Consider the following 17,718-nt stretch of genomic DNA (forward strand, 5'->3'; position numbering starts at 1 on the left):
GAGATTTCGCCCAATTCTGCACTTGTAAATATTGAATCCTTTATAATCACTCCAAAGCAAAATGCATGATAAGAGTACGTTAATGTTTCGATGGCTTGAAAGACTGGTTGATCCCTATCCCACCAAAAACCTGAATCAACCTTTACCGACCAAGTTTTTTCCCTTTGTCTGGCAGGCAGCCTACGGCGTACGCCGATATTTGCTGTTACTGATATTATTTACTGCAGGCGCGGCAAGTTTTGAAGCGGTACTGTATGCAAAAATTGGCGATTTAGTAAACTGGTTGAGTAAAAGTCAGCCGGATACTTTTCTGGAGCAACATGCCAGTAACTTAACATTACTGACTATTATCCTGCTGGCGAACATTGTTTTTGCCAGTGCACAATCCCTGATCAAGCATCAAATTTTATACAGTACCTTCCCCATGCGTCTACGCTGGCGCTTTCACAACTTACTGTTGCTGCAAAGTCTGGATTTTTTCCACAATGATTTTGCCGGGCGTTTATCTGCCAAAGTGATGCAAACTTCACTTGCGATACGTGAATTCTGGGTAATTTTGGGTGACATGCTGGCTTACGTGCTCATTTATTTTGTCACCATCAGTGTTGTTCTGGGTGCGATCTCCCCGCTACTGATTTTGCCGCTGATGCTGTGGTTGGTGCTGTTTATTGTGGCGGCTTGCTATTTTATTCCGCGTTTAAGCCAGATTTCCAATAAACAGGCAGATGCACGTGCCGTGATGACCGGTCGCGTAACAGATGCCTATACCAATATTCAGACCGTGAAACTGTTTGCCCATGCGGGTCGTGAAAGCCAGTATGCCAAAGAATCTATGCAAGGTTTCATGATCACGGTTTATAAGCAAATGCGCTTGGGAGTGCAGTATGAAATCAGTATTAATTTACTCAGTTTGGTTTTATATGTAGGCGTATTAGGGACAGCTATTTGGCTCTGGATCAATGGGCAAGCTCAACTTGGTATTATTGCAGCCACGACGGCCATGATCTTAAAACTCAACAGTATTGCTGAATTTATGATGTGGCAATCATCCGCTTTGTTTGAAAATGTCGGTACCATTCAAGATGGCATGAAAACTATGGGCCGCCCGATCAGCATTCAAGACAAGAAAGATGCCCAGCCTTTACTGGTGCCACAGGGTGAAATCAAGTTCGAAGATGTCAGTTTTGCCTATAACAATAGAAATGTGATTGATCATTTAAATTTAACCATTAAACCGGGTGAAAAAATTGGCATCGTGGGGCGCTCTGGTGCAGGTAAATCCACCCTGATTCAGTTATTGTTGCATTTTTATACTCTCAACCAAGGTCGCATTTTGATTGACGGTCAAAATATTGAAGAGGTAACTCAAGACAGCTTGCGTAAAAGTATTGCCTTGGTGACTCAAGATACTTCTTTATTGCACCGTACTGTGGCTGAAAATATTAAATATGGTCGTCCGCATGCAAGCGATGAAGAAATGTTTGAGGCGGTTCGTAAAGCCAAAGCTGAAGATTTCATTCCTCAGCTAACCGACTTGCGTGGCAAAACTGGCTATGAGGCCTATGTAGGTGAACGTGGGGTTAAACTCTCTGGGGGGCAACGTCAACGCGTGGCCATTGCACGGGTATTTTTAAAAGATGCACCTATCCTCATTTTAGATGAAGCGACCAGTGCTTTAGACTCTGAAGTGGAAGCTGCGATTCAATCCAGTCTGGATGATTTAATGGAAGGCAAAACCGTTATTGCCATTGCTCATCGCCTGTCGACCATTGCTCAAATGGATCGTTTGGTTGTACTGGACGAAGGCAAAATAGTGGAACAAGGCACGCATGATGAACTTGTGGCCCTGAATGGTATTTATGCACATTTGTGGCAAAGACAAACCGGCAGTTTTTTGATAGAACAACAGGCCTTAAAGAAAAAGGAAGCGCATTAATGCTGTCTTTGGAAGATATAAAAATGGGTGATCGTTTCATCAGTGGTGAATATGAAATGATCTCGCAAGAAATTAAGCAATTTGCCTATGCTTAGGATCTGCAAGTTTTCCATACTGATGAAGATCAGGCCAAAGCGCTCCCCCTTTTTCAAGGAATAGCAGCCAGCGGTTGGCACACGTGTGGCGTGACCATGCGTTTATGGACGGAATGCTTTCCTGTCGCTTATGGTCTGATTGGTTCAGAATCTAACCTGCGCTGGCCACGTCCGACCCGTCCTGGCGATAAAGTTCATGTGGAAGTTGAAATTATCGCCATTCGGCCATCAAAAACCAAAACTGACCGCGCTATAGTGAGCTATGTAACTCAGGCATGGAATCAGAATCATGATGTGCTGCTTATCTCTGCAACGAAAATTATGGTCTTTAAAAAATAATTCAAATCTGTTTAATTTACAGGCTTTGATAAATTGTCGAACAATTTTACCAGGATACTGTTTGTTTTCATGCCAATATGAAAAATCAACACATAGAAAAACCGACTTAAGTGCAATGGATAGCGCATGAAAACGATTTCTCCAAGACAGGACCAGGGAATACCCGGGGTTTACGGTCTCTTGCTGCTCGATGTAGTGTCACGCTGGGGCTACAATGCAGAAGCCTTGTTTACCCCCTTCCATTTAAGCAGTGAACAGCTGGCAGAGCCAAATTTTCGCATTCCAACCCCTGTTGCAAATGAACTGGTTAAACATGCATTACGTTTAACCGGTGAACCGACGCTGGGTTTCCATTTGGGCACCCAAATGCGAATCTCCATTCACGGTTTTATCGGTTATGCCATCATGACCGCACATGAGATCAGCGATGCGCTGGTTTTGGCCAACCGCTTTATCCAGCTGCGTTTACCATTTTTACAGCTTTACTTCTCAACCTTTGGCGAGAAGGCAACGCTACAATTACAATGTGATTTTGATATTGAGCCTTTAAGAACTGAAATTACGATTGCATTGACCTTCGGCATTGTTACCATGGCCAAAGCTTTAACGGGTTGTGAGGATTTATCTGGCGAAATTGATTTTGATTTCCCGAAACCAGCCGGTTTTGAGCGTTATATGGCAAAATTTCCCTCGCATCATTTCCGTTTTGAACAACCCCATTTACTCTCAAGTTTTGATAAAAAATACCTGAGTTTGAAAATGGTCAATGCCGACCCGATTGCCAGCCAGATTGCCATTAACCAATGTGAAGCTGAACTCTCGGCATTAGGTGAACGCCGTCGTTTGGCGATGCGGGTGCGTGATATTTTGACCAATTCGGAACAGCATTATTTAAGTATCGAAAATGTCGCAGATCGACTGCATATGTCCGATCGGACTTTAAAACGACAATTGGCTGCTGAAGGTACGTCATTTTCAACCATCGTGGATGAAGTGCGTTATCGTCATGCAACATCGCTGCTTTCCCGCACAGATTACACCCTGGAGCTGATTGCAGATAAATTGGGTTATAGTGATGTAGCCAATTTTAGCCGGGCATTTAAACGCTGGAGTGGCCGTAGTCCAAGCAATTGGCGTAAAGATCCTTACTTATAAACTTTTGTTTTGATCAAAAAACCTGTATAAAACATGGCAAAAATGATTTGAATATTTTAAAGGAGTCATCGATGAATCATCCTTCAGAATTAAAGTACGCCAGTACGCATGAATGGGTCAAAATTGAAGGTGATCTGGTTGTTACAGGTATTTCCGACCATGCACAAGATGCTTTAGGGGATTTGGTCTACGTAGAAGCACCAGAAGTTGGCCAGCAAATCACTGCCGGTGAACAAGCCGGTGTGGTGGAGTCGGTTAAAACAGCTTCAGATATTCATGCACCTGTTTCAGGCGAAGTTGTAGAAGTGAACCCCGACCTTGAAGATGATCCTGACTTTGTGAATGATGATCCATATGGCAAGGGCTGGATTTATAAAATCAAGCCCAACAATATGGCAGATGTCGAAAAATTACTTTCAAGTAGTGAATATGAAGCAGGTTTATAATCCTGTTTATATCCATAAAAAATCAGTCTTTAGGACTGATTTTTTATTTCAGGCGAACCTTAGTTAAATATATAAAAATCATGCCTAAAATTACAATACGAGATTATTATCAAATAAAACCAGACAATTAAATAAGCCAAGATATTTTATAATTGCTTCAGCTATCCTTTTTAAGCCTAATCCTCTAAAATATATGTCATCTAACGATGATCTGACTTATTTTTATTTATTATAAAAACATTTTTCTAGTCCACAAAAAAAATTGCCTCGATAAGCCTGATAAATCGTCTACTTCTTACGAATAAAGGTAAATTATGTCTCCTATAAATACACAACAGTTATGGAATAAGTCCTTTATTCTATGTCTGGCCAATAATCTATTTTTGTTTGTGTTTTATTTTGCCCAAACCACAATTTTACCTATTTATATTTTAAATGAGTTACATGGAACCTTGGCCCAAGCAGGTTTAGCCATGACTTTATTTATGGCATCCTCAATCGCAGTTCGTCCCTTTAGTGGTTTAATTATTGAAAAATTTGGTCGTAAAAAAACCTTATATGTTTCCGAAGCCTTGTTTTGTCTGTTTTCTTTTGCTTATTTATTTGCTGACAATTTGAGCTTTCTTTTAGTTATTCGATTCTTGCATGGAATTTGGTTCAGCATCTTAACCACGGTTACCGTACCGATTGCCAATGATTTTATTCCGGCACAGCGTAAAGGCGAAGGCATGGGATATTTTGTCATGTCTATTAATTTGGGTATTGTCCTTGGCCCTTTGCTCGGCTTAACATTAATTCAGCCGCTGTCTTACCCCATGGTCGCAGGAATTCTAGCTGCCATTATCTGTATCGGTTTTATTTTTTGTTTTATGATTCCCATTCAGCCAGAAGCCAAACCGGTACTAACGAAAGGCAAACCGCATTTATCTCTGCAAGATTTTGTAGAGAAGAAAGCTTTGCCCGTATCCATTATGGCCATGATCATTTCTTTTTCTTATGCCAGTATCATGTCGTTCATTTCAACATTTGCTGAATCAAAAAATCTGCTTCCCTATGCCAGCTTGTTTTTTGTCGTCTTTGCCATTTCAATGATGAGCTTGCGACCAATCACCGGAAAAATTTACGATCGTAAAGGTCCAAATTATGTGGTTTACCCTGCTATTGCACTATTTTCTATTGGACTGATTGTTTTAAGCCAGATCAACACCGTGACTGGATTAATGCTTGCTGCAGTGTTTATAGGTATGGGCTTTGGTTCGGCTCAGCCCTGCTTGCAAACCATTTCCATTCAGCGTTCCCCGAAAGATCGAATTGGACATGCAACTTCAACTTTCTTTACCTTTTATGACATCGGAATTGCGATTGGCTCGATCTTGCTCGGTGCGGTGATTGCTCATCAGGGATACAGCTTTGCCTACCTACTTTGTGCAGTTATCACGGCATTGAGTTTAGTTTTTTATAAAATATTTGTAGATCGCAAACATACTGCAGCCTAAAAAAGCTATCTGGATTGGTATAGAAGAAATAAGCATCATCCTAAAATGGGAGGATGCTTATTTTTATCGTATCGATGGATATTACTTTTCCATTATTCAATTAAGCTTGGTTCTCTTCCTTGGTGTCATTTTCTTCTGGATTACTTTCTTGCACCATGCTAAATGATGTTGTTGAACCTGGTACAGATTGATCCTCTCTCGAACTTTTTAATTTGATCTGTAAACGCAATTCATTCATGGAATCTGCATTACGCAAAGCTTCTTCATAACTAATCGCACCTTGATTATACAAATCAAATAAAGCCTGATCGAAAGTTTGCATGCCCAATTCACGGGATTTTTTCATGATTTCTTTGAGTTCATGAAGTTGACCTTTGAGAATATTATCGGCAATTAAAGGGGTATTGAGCAAAATTTCAATGGCTGCACGACGTCCGCGACCATCCTGAGTACGGACCAAACGCTGAGAAATAATCGCTTTCATGTTGGAAGACAAATCCATCAGCAATTGATTTTTTCGTTCTTCCGGGAAAAAGTTAATAATCCGGTCAAGGGCCTGATTGGCGTTGTTGGCGTGTAGCGTTCCCAAACACAAATGTCCGGTTTCGGCAAAGGCAATCGCGTGTTCCATGGTTTCGGTATCACGGATTTCACCAATTAAAATGACATCCGGTGCCTGACGTAAAGTATTTTTCAAAGCATTGTGCCATGAGTGACTATCTACCCCAACTTCACGGTGAGTAATCATCGACTTTTTGTGTTTATGTACAAATTCAACCGGGTCTTCAACTGTAATAATATGCCCGGCTGAGTTTTCATTGCGATGATCAATCATGGCGGCTAAAGAAGTCGACTTACCCGAACCGGTCGCGCCAACCACTAAAATTAAACCACGTTTTGACATCATTACATCTTTAAGCGATTCAGGTAATTTTAACTGGGCAAAATTTGGAATTTCCGCAGTAATGGTACGAATCACCATACCTACTTGTAACTGTTGTTGAAATACATTAATACGAAAGCGCGAAACGTCAGGAACGCTAATGGCAAAGTTACACTCAAGTTCTTTTTCAAATTCCTGTCGTTGCTTTTCGTTCATTAAACTATAAGCAAACAGTTTGGTTTTATCCGCGGTTAGCGCTTGCTGTCCAATCGGTTTCATCATACCCTGATGTTTAATACTTGGCGGAAAATCTGCTGAAATAAACAAGTCTGAGCCACCATATTCCACAACTTTGGTCAGCATATGAAATATTATTTTACGCGCTTCTTCCAATAATTCCGCACTATACATATTTGTTCCCATTTAAAATAATTTCCAGTACCCAGTAATTACTACAATAATTTGTATTTATTAAACAATTAGTTATTACTTGGTATTAATTTTTATTATTTTGCCTAAAGAACTCATACGACTCAAATCTGTTAATACTCATCAGTTAAAAGAATTGATAAAAAATGTGTAGAGCATCAACAAAATATTGTTCTAAATTTAAATAGATAACACTAAAGTGCTTATAAGAAATAATGAAGCCCCGATCAACGGGGCTGCATCAGAAAATAAGTATGTTTGCTCAGAAATATTAGGCACTACGCTTTAGTTGAGAAGTACGAAGTAAATCAGCAACTTTCAATAAAAGTTGCTCTGTTTTATCCCATCCCAAACAGCCATCAGTGACAGATTGACCATAGGTCATCTCACATGAAATCTTTTGCTGACCATCGACCAGATGGCTTTCTAGCATCACGCCACGGACATTGCTATGAATGCGTTCATCTACAATAGTCAGTAAAACTTCCGGTTGTAATAAAGGGTTTTTATGGCTGTTACCATGACTGCAATCAATCACCAAAGCAGGCAATTCACCTGAAACTTTTTCTTTAATTTTTTCAATTTCAGCCAAGGCAAAGTTAGGCCCTGAATTTGCACCGCGTAAAATCAAATGCGCTTTCGGATTGCCCTTTGATTCTAAAATACAAGGAAAGCCAGATTGACTCATGCCTAAAAATTGATGGGGATGCGTGGCAGATTGAATGGCATCAAGTGCAATTTGAATAGAGCCATCTGTACCATTTTTAAAACCAATGCTATACGGCATATGGCTTGAAATTTCACGGTGAATTTGTGATTCGCTGGTACGTGCACCAATTGCACCCCAAGCCAGTAAATCATCGAAATAAGCGGTTGCCATCGGGCTTAAAATTTCCGATGCAATCGGTAAACCCATTTCGATAATTTGAAGATATAACTCACGTGATTTTTCCAAACCCAATTGCATATTCGATGAACCATCTAAATTTGGGTCATACAAAAAACCTTTCCAGCCAATGGTGGTACGTGGTTTTTCAATGTATGCACGCATTACCAGAAAAATTTGATCTGACACTTGGCTTTGTAATTGTTGTAGTTTTTCAGCATATTCAAGCGCAGAAATCGGGTCATGAATTGAACATGGACCTGTCACCACCATCAAACGATGATCTTTGCCATCTAAAATGTTTTGAATGGTTTGACGCTGCTCGGCAATTTGTTGAGCCAGTTTTGCAGATAAAGGCAATTGCGCCTTTAATTGATGAGGCAAACTTAAAATGGTTTCTTTTGCAGTCGTTTGCGTTTGTTGTAAAGCGGTATTTAAAGCATTCATTGATCTTTCCTAGGGACTTTTTCCAGTCCAATCTTTTATTTGAGCGTTATGGGTCTAATGGATTGCGAAGCAAGAGTCATGACTTGACTAAAATAAAACCAATAAGAGTTGCTAAAATATGAGTAATTTAATTTTTTCATGAAGTAACTCCAAAAATATATAAAAAAATAAAGCATAAAAAAACCTGATCCGGGTTGCCGATCAGGTTATAAAACTTGGTGGGCAACCATTTCTTGCCCGAACGCGTTCAGGCAATTATCTAAATTGCCAAAAATAATAACGTGCGTTTGAGATGACGGGTTGCTTTAACATCTTTATTTCTTCAAAAAAAGTATGTGTCTTGAAATTAAAATACGCTTTATTGATAAATTTGACAATAGTTTTATACAAAATAAAAATACATAAATCAGTCAACTTTTACTTATATATTGTTTAAAAATAAAGCTTGGCACTCAAACTTTAATCTAAGCGTTTTTTATTTTCACCTTCTTGAGATAAATTTTTTAATATCTCAATACAGCTGAGTAATTTCTATAAAAATAAAAGACCCTCAATTGGCATTAAAAGATAGAATGCGATCTGTTGCGCAGGCTTGATTTGTTTACTACATATAACGAAGGATGTATTCATGTTCCAACATGTTGATACTTATGCAGGTGATCCAATTCTTTCTCTGATGGAAGAGTTTGGAAAAGACCAACGCTCTCATAAAGTTAATCTAAGTATTGGCTTGTACTACAATGAAGACAATATTGTTCCTCAACTTAATGCTGTTAAAGCGGCTTATAAAAATATTGCAGCGAGCAATGATCAGGTCAAGCTCTATTTACCTATGGATGGTTTGAAGTCTTATAACCAAGCCACTCAAGCACTTGTTTTAGGTCAAGATAGTCCAGCCCGTCGTGATGGTCGTGCGGTAACGATTCAAACTTTGGGCGGTTCTGGTGCACTGAAAGTCGGTGCCGATTTCTTAAAAAAATATTTTTCTCAATCTGATGTTTGGGTCAGCCAACCGACTTGGGAAAATCATATTGCCATCTTTAATGGTGCTGGTCTGCACACGCATTTCTATCCCTATTTTGATGCAGCAACCAATGGCGTCAATGTGCACGCAATGCTGGAAAAATTGAGCCAGCTACCGGCAAAAAGTATTGTGTTATTACACCCGTGTTGCCATAACCCGACAGGTGCAGATTTAGTTCCTGCTGAATGGGATCAAGTGATTGAAGTATTGCAAAAACAGGATCTGATTCCATTTTTGGATATTGCCTATCAAGGATTTGGTCAAGGGCTAGAGCAAGATGCCTATGCCATTCGTGCCTTAGATCAAGCGGGGATGAGTTTTATTGTCAGCAATTCATTCTCTAAAATATTCTCGCTCTATGGCGAGCGTATCGGCGGCTTAACCTTTGTCTGTGATGATTCAGCCACTGCACAAAAAGTATTGGGGCAATTAAAAGCCACGGTACGTCGTATTTACTCAAGCCCTCCCACTACAGGTGCCTTGCTGGTGGATAATGTTCTAAATGATGCTGATCTGACTGCACAATGGCAGGCTGAACTGAAAGAAATGCGTGAACGTATTATTAAAATGCGTCAAATTTTGAATGAGAAATTAAGCCAGGCCTTGCCTGAACGTGACTTTAGTTATCTGGTCAAACAGCAAGGTATGTTTAGCTACACCGGCTTGACGGCTGAGCAAGTGGATATCTTAAAAGATCAATATGCTATTTATCTGGTGCGCAGTGGTCGTATGTGTGCGGCAGGGCTGAATCTAAGTAATATTGATTATGTCGCTGAGTCTATTGCAGAAGTCATTAAAGCTACTGCTTAAACAAGCGGATATAAAAAACGGGCATATCGCCCGTTTTTTATTTTGTAGAAGATTAATCTTTAAAATGGATGACTGTACGAATTGATTTACCTTGGTGCATCAAGTTAAAAGCTTCATTAATTTTGTCTAGCCCCATGGTATGCGTGACAAAAGGTTCAAGTTGAATCTCGCCTTTCATGGCATCTTCAACCATACCAGGCAGTTGCGAACGACCTTTCACACCACCAAATGCTGTACCCATCCATTTACGACCGGTGACCAATTGGAATGGACGGGTCGAAATTTCCTGACCTGCACCTGCTACACCAATGATGACGGATTGTCCCCAGCCACGGTGGGCACATTCGAGTGCTGAACGCATGACATTGACGTTACCAATACATTCAAATGAATGATCTACTCCCCATCCAGTCATTTCAACAATCACTTCCTGAATCGGTTTGTCATAATCTTTAGGATTTAAGCAATCTGTAGCCCCGAATTCTTTCGCGAGTTCGAATTTTTCCGGATTGGTATCGATCACGATAATACGGCCTGCTTTGGCTTGACGGGCACCTTGCACAACCGCAAGACCGATACCGCCCAAACCAAACACGGCAACCGAGTCACCTTCTTGAACTTTGGCCGTGTTATGTACCGCACCAATTCCTGTGGTTACACCGCAACCCAATAAACAAACCTGTTCTGGATTTGCTTCCGGGTTGATTTTCGCCAAAGATACTTCTGCAACCACGGTATATTCGCTAAAGGTTGAACAGCCCATGTAGTGATAAATCGGCTGGCCATTATAAGAAAAACGTGTTGTGCCATCTGGCATTACACCTTTCCCTTGGGTTGCACGAACAGCGACACACAGGTTGGTTTTTCCAGATTTACAGAACAAACATTCACCACATTCTGCAGTATAAAGTGGAATAACGTGATCGCCCGGTTGAACACTGGTTACGCCTTCTCCGACTTCTACCACAATACCTGCACCTTCATGACCCAATACAGCCGGAAAAACACCTTCAGGATCATCACCCGACAAAGTAAAGGCATCGGTATGACATACACCGGTATGGGTGATTTTCACCAGGACTTCACCAGCTTTGGGTGGAGCAACGTCAATCTCAACAATTTCGAGGGGTTGACCCGGCCCAAATGCAACAGCTGCACGTGATTTCATGAAATGACCATCCTTTATTTGATTCTTTAACAGATGAGCTACAGTAACCGCTTTTTAATGGCAGATTCAACCTTTAACATGATGATAATATGTACGTATAACTTTATGACTTCATAATAATTATGCAGATTAGACACTCTATTCAAGCTGTCTTACTTTCATTTGCAGTCATCACACTGACAGGATGCAGTTTGCCGATGAATGAATCAAAAAATCAATCTCCTATTCACATTCATGCTGAACACTGGTTAAACGGTTCCAATGCCGATACACAGATTGCACAAGGCCTAACAGCTTATTTGACACTGGATGATGCCTTTATCAGCATTGCTTCAAGACTTCATCTGATTAATAAAGCGCAATATAATCTCGATTTGCAGTATTACATTTGGGAAGATGATTCAATTGGACATCTGATGTTAGCTGAGCTTTTAAAAGCAGCAGATCGTGGAGTCAAAGTTCGATTACTGATTGATGATCAGAACGGAACCCAACTTGATTTCACCTTAAAACAACTGGCAAAACATCCGAATTTTGAGATTAAACTGTTTAATCCCTACAAATTCAGAAAATTGCGCGTCATTGATTACGCATTCCGTCTAAAAAACGTTAACCATCGCATGCATAACAAATTGATTATTGCTGATGGGGCTATAGCGGTAACAGGTGGACGCAATATCAGCCGCGAATACTTTGATGCCAGTGATAATTTCCAGTTTACCGACATGGATATTTTGTTCTATGGCACAGCTGTAAAGCAGGCAAATCAAGTGTTTCAGAACTTCTGGAATGATGATTTAAGCTATTCAGTCCAACAACTTCTGGGTGATGCTACTCAAGAGCAACTTTCCAAATTACGTAAATATTATGAACTGACGGCTTTACAAAAAGATCAGCTGAAAAAACGGATTGAATTGGCGGAAAAACAGATCCATCAGCACTTAAAAGACCGTCCCATCAATTGGGCCAAAGCACATTTTATTGCAGATTCACCGGATAAAATTCGTGGAAAAGCCTCAGGTGATCAACTGATTTACCGTCAGATGCTAAATATTATGGGTGAACCGAAGCAGCATCTCGAACTGGTTTCTGCCTATTTTGTCCCAACCCAAAAAGGTACAGAGTATTTAGCTCAGCTGGTCAAAAATAATGTTGAGGTTCGCGTACTGACTAACTCATTCATGGCCAATGATGTTCCTTTGGTACATGCCTTTTATAAAAAATATCGTCATGATTTGCTGCAAGGCGGGATCAAACTGCATGAGTTTAAGCCCTATATCGAACGCAATAAACGTACTTGGTATGAAGTAGTGACAGGCAATGTGATCCCCGCCAAAAATAAAAATGCTTCAAGTTTACATGCCAAATTTTTTGATATTGACGGCATGGTGTTTATTGGTTCATTTAACTTTGATCCACGTTCAGCCAATTTAAACACTGAAGTGGGATTGGTGGTTGAATCAAATCTACTTCAAAATCAGATTTCAACCTCACTCGATCAATATTTACCGCAAATTGCTTATGAATTAAAACTCAACCCGCAAGGTGAAGTAATTTGGCTGGATCATCAAAAAGATGGATCTATCATTGAATATATTCATGACCCTGAAAGTACGAAATTTCAACGTTTTGCCATGAAAGCAGTATCTTATTTACCGATTGAATGGATGATGTAATGACAAGTTAATGACACTGAAATTTATAAAGACTTTTTAATCCAATTGGCCTTTTGGTTTTTAAAAATATGCTGACTGATTTAAATCAATGGGACGGGGTACTTATTTAATTAACGTTATGGTTTTGACTTATACAAGATCGCGTCTTATTTATACATATTTTAGATCAATCTACACAATGATTTTACTCATTTCCTGATTTGCTTTAACATTCCACTTTTCGAGTTTTAACTCACATTCTCCTGATCGTGACCCTCTGCAATGCAATTTTTTGATTTAAGTCGTCAATTTAATTTAAGTAATATTTTAACGCCCTACAAAACACTGAATCAGCTTGGACAACAAAAATGATTTTTAGCCAAAGTCCGTGTGGAATATGACTGCTTATCTGATTCTGAAATTCTAGAAGGTCAGGCTGTTTTGAAGTCCAGTGAAAATATTCAACTGGAACTGGAATGGCTCATTCAAGATACCGGTGTGGAATTGCAGGTCTTATTTAAAGGCATTGAAACTGAAGCAAATGAAGAAACCTTGCTCTTGGTTAAAGGTGCTCAAATTATAGATAGTGATCAGCAGAAAATTTCTGCACAGGCTTTAAGTTTATGGATTGATGGCACATTATTACCGATGCTACCGAATATCCGCCGTGAAATTAAATCCCGTTTAAATTTATGGGACTATGTTGAATATGATGGATAAACTTTAACTTTATTAAGCATATTTAAATATCAAAATTTTGATAATTTTCGATTGCAGCAGTTATTCATGTCATGTTTGCAAAAAGATTCGTTTAAAAACTCAATACAACAATGTTCCCCATTTAGGGCATCGTTGCATTTTAAATATGTTTTATTCAAATTTTTTATCATAAGCATTGGTATGAATGACCAGTCAGATTACTAAAACTGCATTCAAATTTACTTTATCTTATTGAATTCTATTAAAAATAATAACAAGGAAAATCAGAATGAATAATCAAGAATGGCGGCATATTCGCAAAGTGGTAAATGATGCTCAAAAATCTGCCCTGCACTGCTCTATTGCCACTGTTGATGCACAGTTGCAGCCAACTACCACGCCTATAGGCACTGTATTTTTAAGAGAAAACCAAACCGGTTTTTTCTTTGATAGTTATGCTGAATCTTTTAAAGAAAATTTACCGCAGAATAATAAAGGCTGTATTCAAGCGGTTAATAGCAGCCGGTTATTTTGGTTAAAATCTTTAGTTAAAGGTGAATTTAGCGATTATCCAGGAGTGCGACTCTATGTTGAAATTGGGCAACTACGCCCTGCCAGTCATCAAGAGTTAACTCAAATTTTCCAGCGTATCCAAAGTCTGAAATGGAGCAAAGGTAGTCAGTTAATCTGGTCTGATTTTACCCATGTGCGGGATTTTACCGTTCATTCGTTTAAATGGGTAAAATACCCCAAAATGATGCCTTTTAACCCATAATCTTACTTATAGTAAGCCTGTTTCTTTAAATAACTGAGCATAGGCTTCGGCTTTTTTCTCCACAGCAAGTGGATAAGCACGAGATGAAGATGGCGTACGATATAAAGTCAGGTCGCGTTCAGCAAAATAAGTTTGAGAAGATTCACCAATCACAGGTTTAAGTGTTCCTTCAGGCATAGAAAGCATTAAGGTATCTGTGGCTTTATCGCCTGTGGTCATAATACTGTGACATTGAGGAATCTGTTGTAACAGCTTGGATAAATCAGTCGGTTGGGCTATTTGCAGAAACTTATCAGATGCATTGCCTTTTAAACGAATAACCTGATATGCCGTATCAAAAATTGCGATACCTTTTTGGTTTAAAAATTCACGGATCTGTTTTTCCTTAAAATTTTTATTCGCGATATCTAAAAAGTGTTCTTTATTTTGAAAGAAAACCAAACCAAAAATTTTCCACATATCATTTTGATAATTTGGATAATAGAACTCCATTTTCCAGCGGCTTTTAGGCGGTGGAAAGCTGCCCATCATCAGTAATTTGGCATTTTCTGGCAGAAAAGGTTCAAGTGGATGGGTTTCAATTTCCAGTTCAGTGCTCATAACATCCCCTTGTTCAGTCTTTAGCTTAATCTAAAACATTTGACGGATTTTATCTGCCACTTGTTTACCCCAAAGTGCATATATTTCCTTACTGGGATGAAAACCATCCGTGGCCATTGCTAAATCAAGTACTTTAAAACGTTCTAAATCGTACTCGATCCATTGCATATTGGCTTGCTGCAGAACAAATTTCGAAAGATTTTTATTCATACCTTTGGCATATTGTCCAAATAACCATGCCAATGGATTGGGTAAAGCCGGAAACATGTTCATCGGCGGTACACCAGAGGCAAGAATCAATGCAGGGCTGAATTTCTGATTAATTTCCGTATACAGTTGTTGCTGCTTTTTAATCCATTGCTTTGGTGATGTCAGTTTGGTAATGTCATTTACCCCTACAGAGGTAATGACAACATCAACATGTTGGGCTGACATACTTTTTGCAGTTTTAAGCACGTGTCCAGTACTATGCCCAGTTTTCGCTTCCAGCATATAACTTATTTCATATTGATCTTTTAACTGATTCAACACCGCACCCAGTAAAGCATCTTCCTGACTTTCAACACCAACACCTGCCGCCGCCGAATCGCCTAAAATTAAAATGGACAATGGCTTTCCTGTTCCAATCATCCCCTGACGGTTTCCTTCGGGTTCTGCTAAGCGTAAGGTCTTTTTTTTGACTACATTACCTTGAATAATCAGGGATGGAATAAGGATGATCGTTGAAATTTTTAAAAACATAGATGAAGTAAGTTCTGGAAATATCCTGATCAATATACGGTTCTATGTTGTTAAAATCATTGACCGAATGTGCAGATCGTTATAAATGCCAAGTTCCAATATTTTTAAACATAAAATATTTTTTATTTCAACAATATGAACAATTACTGAATATCCCTAAAGCTTTTGATATTTTAGTTGCACAAGCAAAATTGCCACCCATTCAAGCTATATTCATTACTCCACCGAATGATCAGGAACGTCCTAAAGAATTGACTCTAAATCCTGAATTTTCAAAATTCTTTAGTGAGGAACTTCTCCTCTGGATAGATACTCATGTCCCGAATAAACACAATCCTCAAAACCCCGTATTGCTTGATTCCAGTTTAGAGGGCTATTTTAGAAACCTCTCCTATTGGGGCGCAGAATTTAAAATTCCAAGCTCATGAGGTAACTTAAAAAAGTTATATCGGCGGGTATTCTTATGAAATATGGCAAGCGATTGTGCAAGATGCTTTCATTAAGTTAATTGGAAAAGAAACCATTTTTTGATTATTAGGTCCTATTTTTAACGATCGGATTTTTTATTCGATTTTCTTATTTATTCGATTAAAGTCTGATTACTTTACTGATTAAATTTTAAAAAGCTGTAATTATTCCCTCTAAAGCGAAACTTACTATTCAGTAAATATCTTCTTTCAATTCTTTTTAAAATTCAGCTCTATCTATTTAGAATAAAAAAATTAGTTTTTCAGTAAGTTAATGAAAATTAATTCATAAAAAAGCTAAACGACTACATTTTTTGGAATAAATTGTCTATGTTTCACACGGGATTCATATTAAAGTGATTCTAATAATTTGAATACGAAACTCTTGTAATTTTATTATTGACTTGGCCAAGAGTAATCAATATGGACTACTGGAATAGTGTTTTATTAATAGCAATCATTGCAGTCGTGGGTCTGAGTGTTATTACCTTAATAGTCGGCTGTAAAATTTGGAAAAATCTTGTCGTTACGCTCATCATTTCCACTCTGATCAGCTTTCTCATTTTATGCGCCATTAGTTTTTTGTGGAGACAAGGTGTTTATGTCCCTTGGAGTAACAATAATCTTTGGAATGAGATCCTTACGTTTGAAATGGGACTCATGAGTTTTGTCATCGGTGGCGTGAGCACCTTCATTATGATGTTGGGTATTCTTATTTCTAAAAATAATAGATAATTGCGGTTGCTTATTGTGACCTTAAAACTACTCTTTATATGTTTCCCTTATCTGCCAAATATAAATCCGCCTTTTGTAAATCTATTATTTTTATTAGCATACTCACTTAAATTTTATTGAAAAATCTAGAAAAATAAAAGGCGCATTTAGCGCCTTCGGTTTATTAGATCTTTAACCCAACTTATTTACCCACTTTAAAGGCAAAATTTTCATTGCCAAACCCAGTGGCAACCATGGCCATTGTGGCACATAAGCTTTGACTGGTGCTTTTTCAATGGCTTTTACCAGTAAATGCGATCCAGTTTTTTCATCGACTTCAAAAGGCAGTTTCTTTGCGCCTTCATTCAGTTCGGTACGGATATAGCCTGGGAAAATGGTTGTCACTTTAATAGGCGTATCAATCAGCTCGGCACGAATCCCTTCAGCCAAATGTGCAACTCCAGCCTTGCTTGCTGCATAAGCCGTTAAATGTTTAGGCATACCACGCATGGCACTCATCGAAGAAATCATCACCAGATGACCTGAGTTTTGAGCACGGAAAATTTCAACGGCCGCCTCACATTGCGCTAAAGCAGAAATAAAATTGGTTTCTACCGTGGCACGGTTAATTTCAAAATTTCCCTTACCAATACGACGACCGTCCCCTACACCTGCGTTTACGATCACACGATCAATCGTGCCAAAGTCCGCTTTGAAAGCTTTAAACACTTCAAAGACTTGATCGTAATTGGTTACATCCAAAGTTTTTGCAATCACCTGAATGCCATATTGGCTTTCAAGTTCTTGTTTTAAAGTTTCTAGACGTTGCAGACGACGTGCGCAAATCGCAAGGTTATAACCTTTTTGTGCAAATTCACGTGCCATACCTGCACCAATCCCCGAACTTGCTCCGGTAATTAATATTGTTTTTGCCATGACCTATTCCTTTTCCT

15 protein-coding genes and 2 pseudogenes are annotated in these 17,718 nt (G+C 38.9%); 11 read left to right on the top strand and 6 right to left on the bottom strand.

Features of this window, described 5'->3' with window-relative positions:
• Positions 1–82 precede the first annotated feature (82 nt).
• From AY606_RS09020 to AY606_RS09040, 5 genes and pseudogenes are all read left to right on the top strand, one after another.
• Entirely contained in the window at positions 83–1,936 is a 1,854-nt protein-coding gene (locus AY606_RS09020; RefSeq protein ID WP_067867267.1) for an ABC transporter ATP-binding protein, read from the top strand.
• Positions 1,936–2,370 (top strand): annotated as a pseudogene (locus AY606_RS09025) (MaoC/PaaZ C-terminal domain-containing protein). The gene AY606_RS09020 and the pseudogene AY606_RS09025 overlap by 1 nt, the downstream one beginning before the upstream one ends.
• Before the next feature lie 126 nt (positions 2,371–2,496).
• The gene (locus AY606_RS09030) at positions 2,497–3,525 is read left to right on the top strand and encodes a helix-turn-helix transcriptional regulator (RefSeq protein ID WP_067867269.1); all 1,029 of its coding nucleotides are present in this window, start codon (positions 2,497–2,499) and stop codon (positions 3,523–3,525) included.
• Positions 3,526–3,596: 71 nt separating this feature from the next.
• Positions 3,597–3,971 carry a glycine cleavage system protein GcvH gene (gene gcvH / locus AY606_RS09035; protein WP_067867270.1) on the top strand — a complete coding sequence of 125 codons (375 nt, stop codon included), beginning with the start codon at positions 3,597–3,599 and terminating at the stop codon, positions 3,969–3,971.
• 314 nt (positions 3,972–4,285) lie between these two features.
• The gene (locus tag AY606_RS09040) at positions 4,286–5,467 is read left to right on the top strand and encodes an MFS transporter (protein WP_067867272.1); all 1,182 of its coding nucleotides are present in this window, start codon (positions 4,286–4,288) and stop codon (positions 5,465–5,467) included.
• A 100-nt stretch (positions 5,468–5,567) separates the two neighbouring features.
• Here the strand turns inward: AY606_RS09040 and AY606_RS09045 are convergent, their stop codons facing one another.
• Together AY606_RS09045 and AY606_RS09050 are read right to left on the bottom strand one after the other, a co-directional pair.
• Positions 5,568–6,761 carry a PilT/PilU family type 4a pilus ATPase gene (locus AY606_RS09045; RefSeq protein ID WP_067867274.1) on the bottom strand — a complete coding sequence of 398 codons (1,194 nt, stop codon included), beginning with the start codon at positions 6,759–6,761 and terminating at the stop codon, positions 5,568–5,570.
• Between the two features lie 289 nt (positions 6,762–7,050).
• The gene (locus AY606_RS09050) at positions 7,051–8,112 is read right to left on the bottom strand and encodes a 3-deoxy-7-phosphoheptulonate synthase (RefSeq protein WP_067867276.1); all 1,062 of its coding nucleotides are present in this window, start codon (positions 8,110–8,112) and stop codon (positions 7,051–7,053) included.
• Between the two features lie 628 nt (positions 8,113–8,740).
• Here AY606_RS09050 and AY606_RS09055 point away from each other — a divergent pair.
• Positions 8,741–9,946, top strand: a complete 1,206-nt coding sequence (locus AY606_RS09055; protein WP_067867278.1) for an amino acid aminotransferase — start codon at positions 8,741–8,743, stop codon at positions 9,944–9,946.
• A 52-nt stretch (positions 9,947–9,998) separates the two neighbouring features.
• Here AY606_RS09055 and AY606_RS09060 read toward each other — a convergent pair whose 3' ends face one another.
• On the bottom strand, positions 9,999–11,114 hold the full coding sequence (locus AY606_RS09060; protein WP_067867280.1) for an S-(hydroxymethyl)glutathione dehydrogenase/class III alcohol dehydrogenase: 1,116 nt from the start codon (positions 11,112–11,114) through the stop codon (positions 9,999–10,001).
• Between the two features lie 122 nt (positions 11,115–11,236).
• Between AY606_RS09060 and AY606_RS09065 the strand changes: the two genes are divergently transcribed.
• The 3 genes and pseudogenes from AY606_RS09065 to AY606_RS09075 all read left to right on the top strand — a co-directional run bounded on the left by AY606_RS09065 (position 11,237) and on the right by AY606_RS09075 (position 14,243).
• Positions 11,237–12,790 (top strand): phospholipase D family protein, encoded by a 1,554-nt coding sequence (locus tag AY606_RS09065; protein ID WP_067867282.1) that lies wholly within the window; start codon positions 11,237–11,239, stop codon positions 12,788–12,790.
• Positions 12,791–13,051: 261 nt separating this feature from the next.
• Positions 13,052–13,489, top strand: a pseudogene (locus tag AY606_RS09070) (hypothetical protein).
• A 268-nt stretch (positions 13,490–13,757) separates the two neighbouring features.
• Positions 13,758–14,243, top strand: a complete 486-nt coding sequence (locus AY606_RS09075; protein ID WP_067867285.1) for a pyridoxamine 5'-phosphate oxidase — start codon at positions 13,758–13,760, stop codon at positions 14,241–14,243.
• Positions 14,244–14,249: 6 nt separating this feature from the next.
• Here AY606_RS09075 and AY606_RS09080 read toward each other — a convergent pair whose 3' ends face one another.
• Both AY606_RS09080 and AY606_RS09085 read right to left on the bottom strand, forming a co-directional pair.
• Positions 14,250–14,843: a uracil-DNA glycosylase family protein gene (locus tag AY606_RS09080; RefSeq protein WP_067867287.1), complete on the bottom strand. Its 594-nt coding sequence runs from the start codon at positions 14,841–14,843 to the stop codon at positions 14,250–14,252.
• A 30-nt stretch (positions 14,844–14,873) separates the two neighbouring features.
• Positions 14,874–15,584, bottom strand: coding sequence for an SGNH/GDSL hydrolase family protein (locus AY606_RS09085; RefSeq protein ID WP_067867288.1), 711 nt, complete (start codon positions 15,582–15,584; stop codon positions 14,874–14,876).
• Between the two features lie 44 nt (positions 15,585–15,628).
• Here AY606_RS09085 and AY606_RS09090 point away from each other — a divergent pair, with 44 nt between their 5' ends.
• Both AY606_RS09090 and AY606_RS09095 read left to right on the top strand, forming a co-directional pair.
• The gene (locus AY606_RS09090) at positions 15,629–16,012 is read left to right on the top strand and encodes an alpha/beta hydrolase (protein WP_067867290.1); all 384 of its coding nucleotides are present in this window, start codon (positions 15,629–15,631) and stop codon (positions 16,010–16,012) included.
• Positions 16,013–16,474: 462 nt separating this feature from the next.
• A complete protein-coding gene (locus tag AY606_RS09095) occupies positions 16,475–16,786 on the top strand; it encodes a hypothetical protein (RefSeq protein WP_067867292.1) in 312 nt (103 codons plus the stop codon).
• Between the two features lie 171 nt (positions 16,787–16,957).
• Here the strand turns inward: AY606_RS09095 and AY606_RS09100 are convergent, their stop codons facing one another.
• Positions 16,958–17,701 (bottom strand): SDR family oxidoreductase, encoded by a 744-nt coding sequence (locus AY606_RS09100; RefSeq protein WP_067867294.1) that lies wholly within the window; start codon positions 17,699–17,701, stop codon positions 16,958–16,960.
• Positions 17,702–17,718: the final 17 nt, after the last annotated feature.

This window comes from Acinetobacter sp. SFB (assembly GCF_001647545.1).
Taxonomy (GTDB): Bacteria; Pseudomonadota; Gammaproteobacteria; order Pseudomonadales; family Moraxellaceae; genus Acinetobacter.

Coding starts and splice junctions, on each gene's coding strand:
- AY606_RS09030 (WP_067867269.1), top strand. CDS start 2,497: ATGAAAACGATTTCTCCAAGACAGGACCAGGGAATACCCGGGGTTTAC.
- AY606_RS09090 (WP_067867290.1), top strand. CDS start 15,629: ATGTTGTTAAAATCATTGACCGAATGTGCAGATCGTTATAAATGCCAA.
- AY606_RS09075 (WP_067867285.1), top strand. CDS start 13,758: ATGAATAATCAAGAATGGCGGCATATTCGCAAAGTGGTAAATGATGCT.
- AY606_RS09050 (WP_067867276.1), bottom strand. CDS start 8,112: ATGAATGCTTTAAATACCGCTTTACAACAAACGCAAACGACTGCAAAA.
- AY606_RS09085 (WP_067867288.1), bottom strand. CDS start 15,584: ATGTTTTTAAAAATTTCAACGATCATCCTTATTCCATCCCTGATTATT.
- AY606_RS09065 (WP_067867282.1), top strand. CDS start 11,237: ATGCAGATTAGACACTCTATTCAAGCTGTCTTACTTTCATTTGCAGTC.
- AY606_RS09040 (WP_067867272.1), top strand. CDS start 4,286: ATGTCTCCTATAAATACACAACAGTTATGGAATAAGTCCTTTATTCTA.
- AY606_RS09060 (WP_067867280.1), bottom strand. CDS start 11,114: ATGAAATCACGTGCAGCTGTTGCATTTGGGCCGGGTCAACCCCTCGAA.
- AY606_RS09055 (WP_067867278.1), top strand. CDS start 8,741: ATGTTCCAACATGTTGATACTTATGCAGGTGATCCAATTCTTTCTCTG.
- AY606_RS09095 (WP_067867292.1), top strand. CDS start 16,475: ATGGACTACTGGAATAGTGTTTTATTAATAGCAATCATTGCAGTCGTG.
- AY606_RS09100 (WP_067867294.1), bottom strand. CDS start 17,701: ATGGCAAAAACAATATTAATTACCGGAGCAAGTTCGGGGATTGGTGCA.
- AY606_RS09020 (WP_067867267.1), top strand. CDS start 83: ATGTTTCGATGGCTTGAAAGACTGGTTGATCCCTATCCCACCAAAAAC.
- AY606_RS09080 (WP_067867287.1), bottom strand. CDS start 14,843: ATGAGCACTGAACTGGAAATTGAAACCCATCCACTTGAACCTTTTCTG.
- gcvH (WP_067867270.1), top strand. CDS start 3,597: ATGAATCATCCTTCAGAATTAAAGTACGCCAGTACGCATGAATGGGTC.
- AY606_RS09045 (WP_067867274.1), bottom strand. CDS start 6,761: ATGTATAGTGCGGAATTATTGGAAGAAGCGCGTAAAATAATATTTCAT.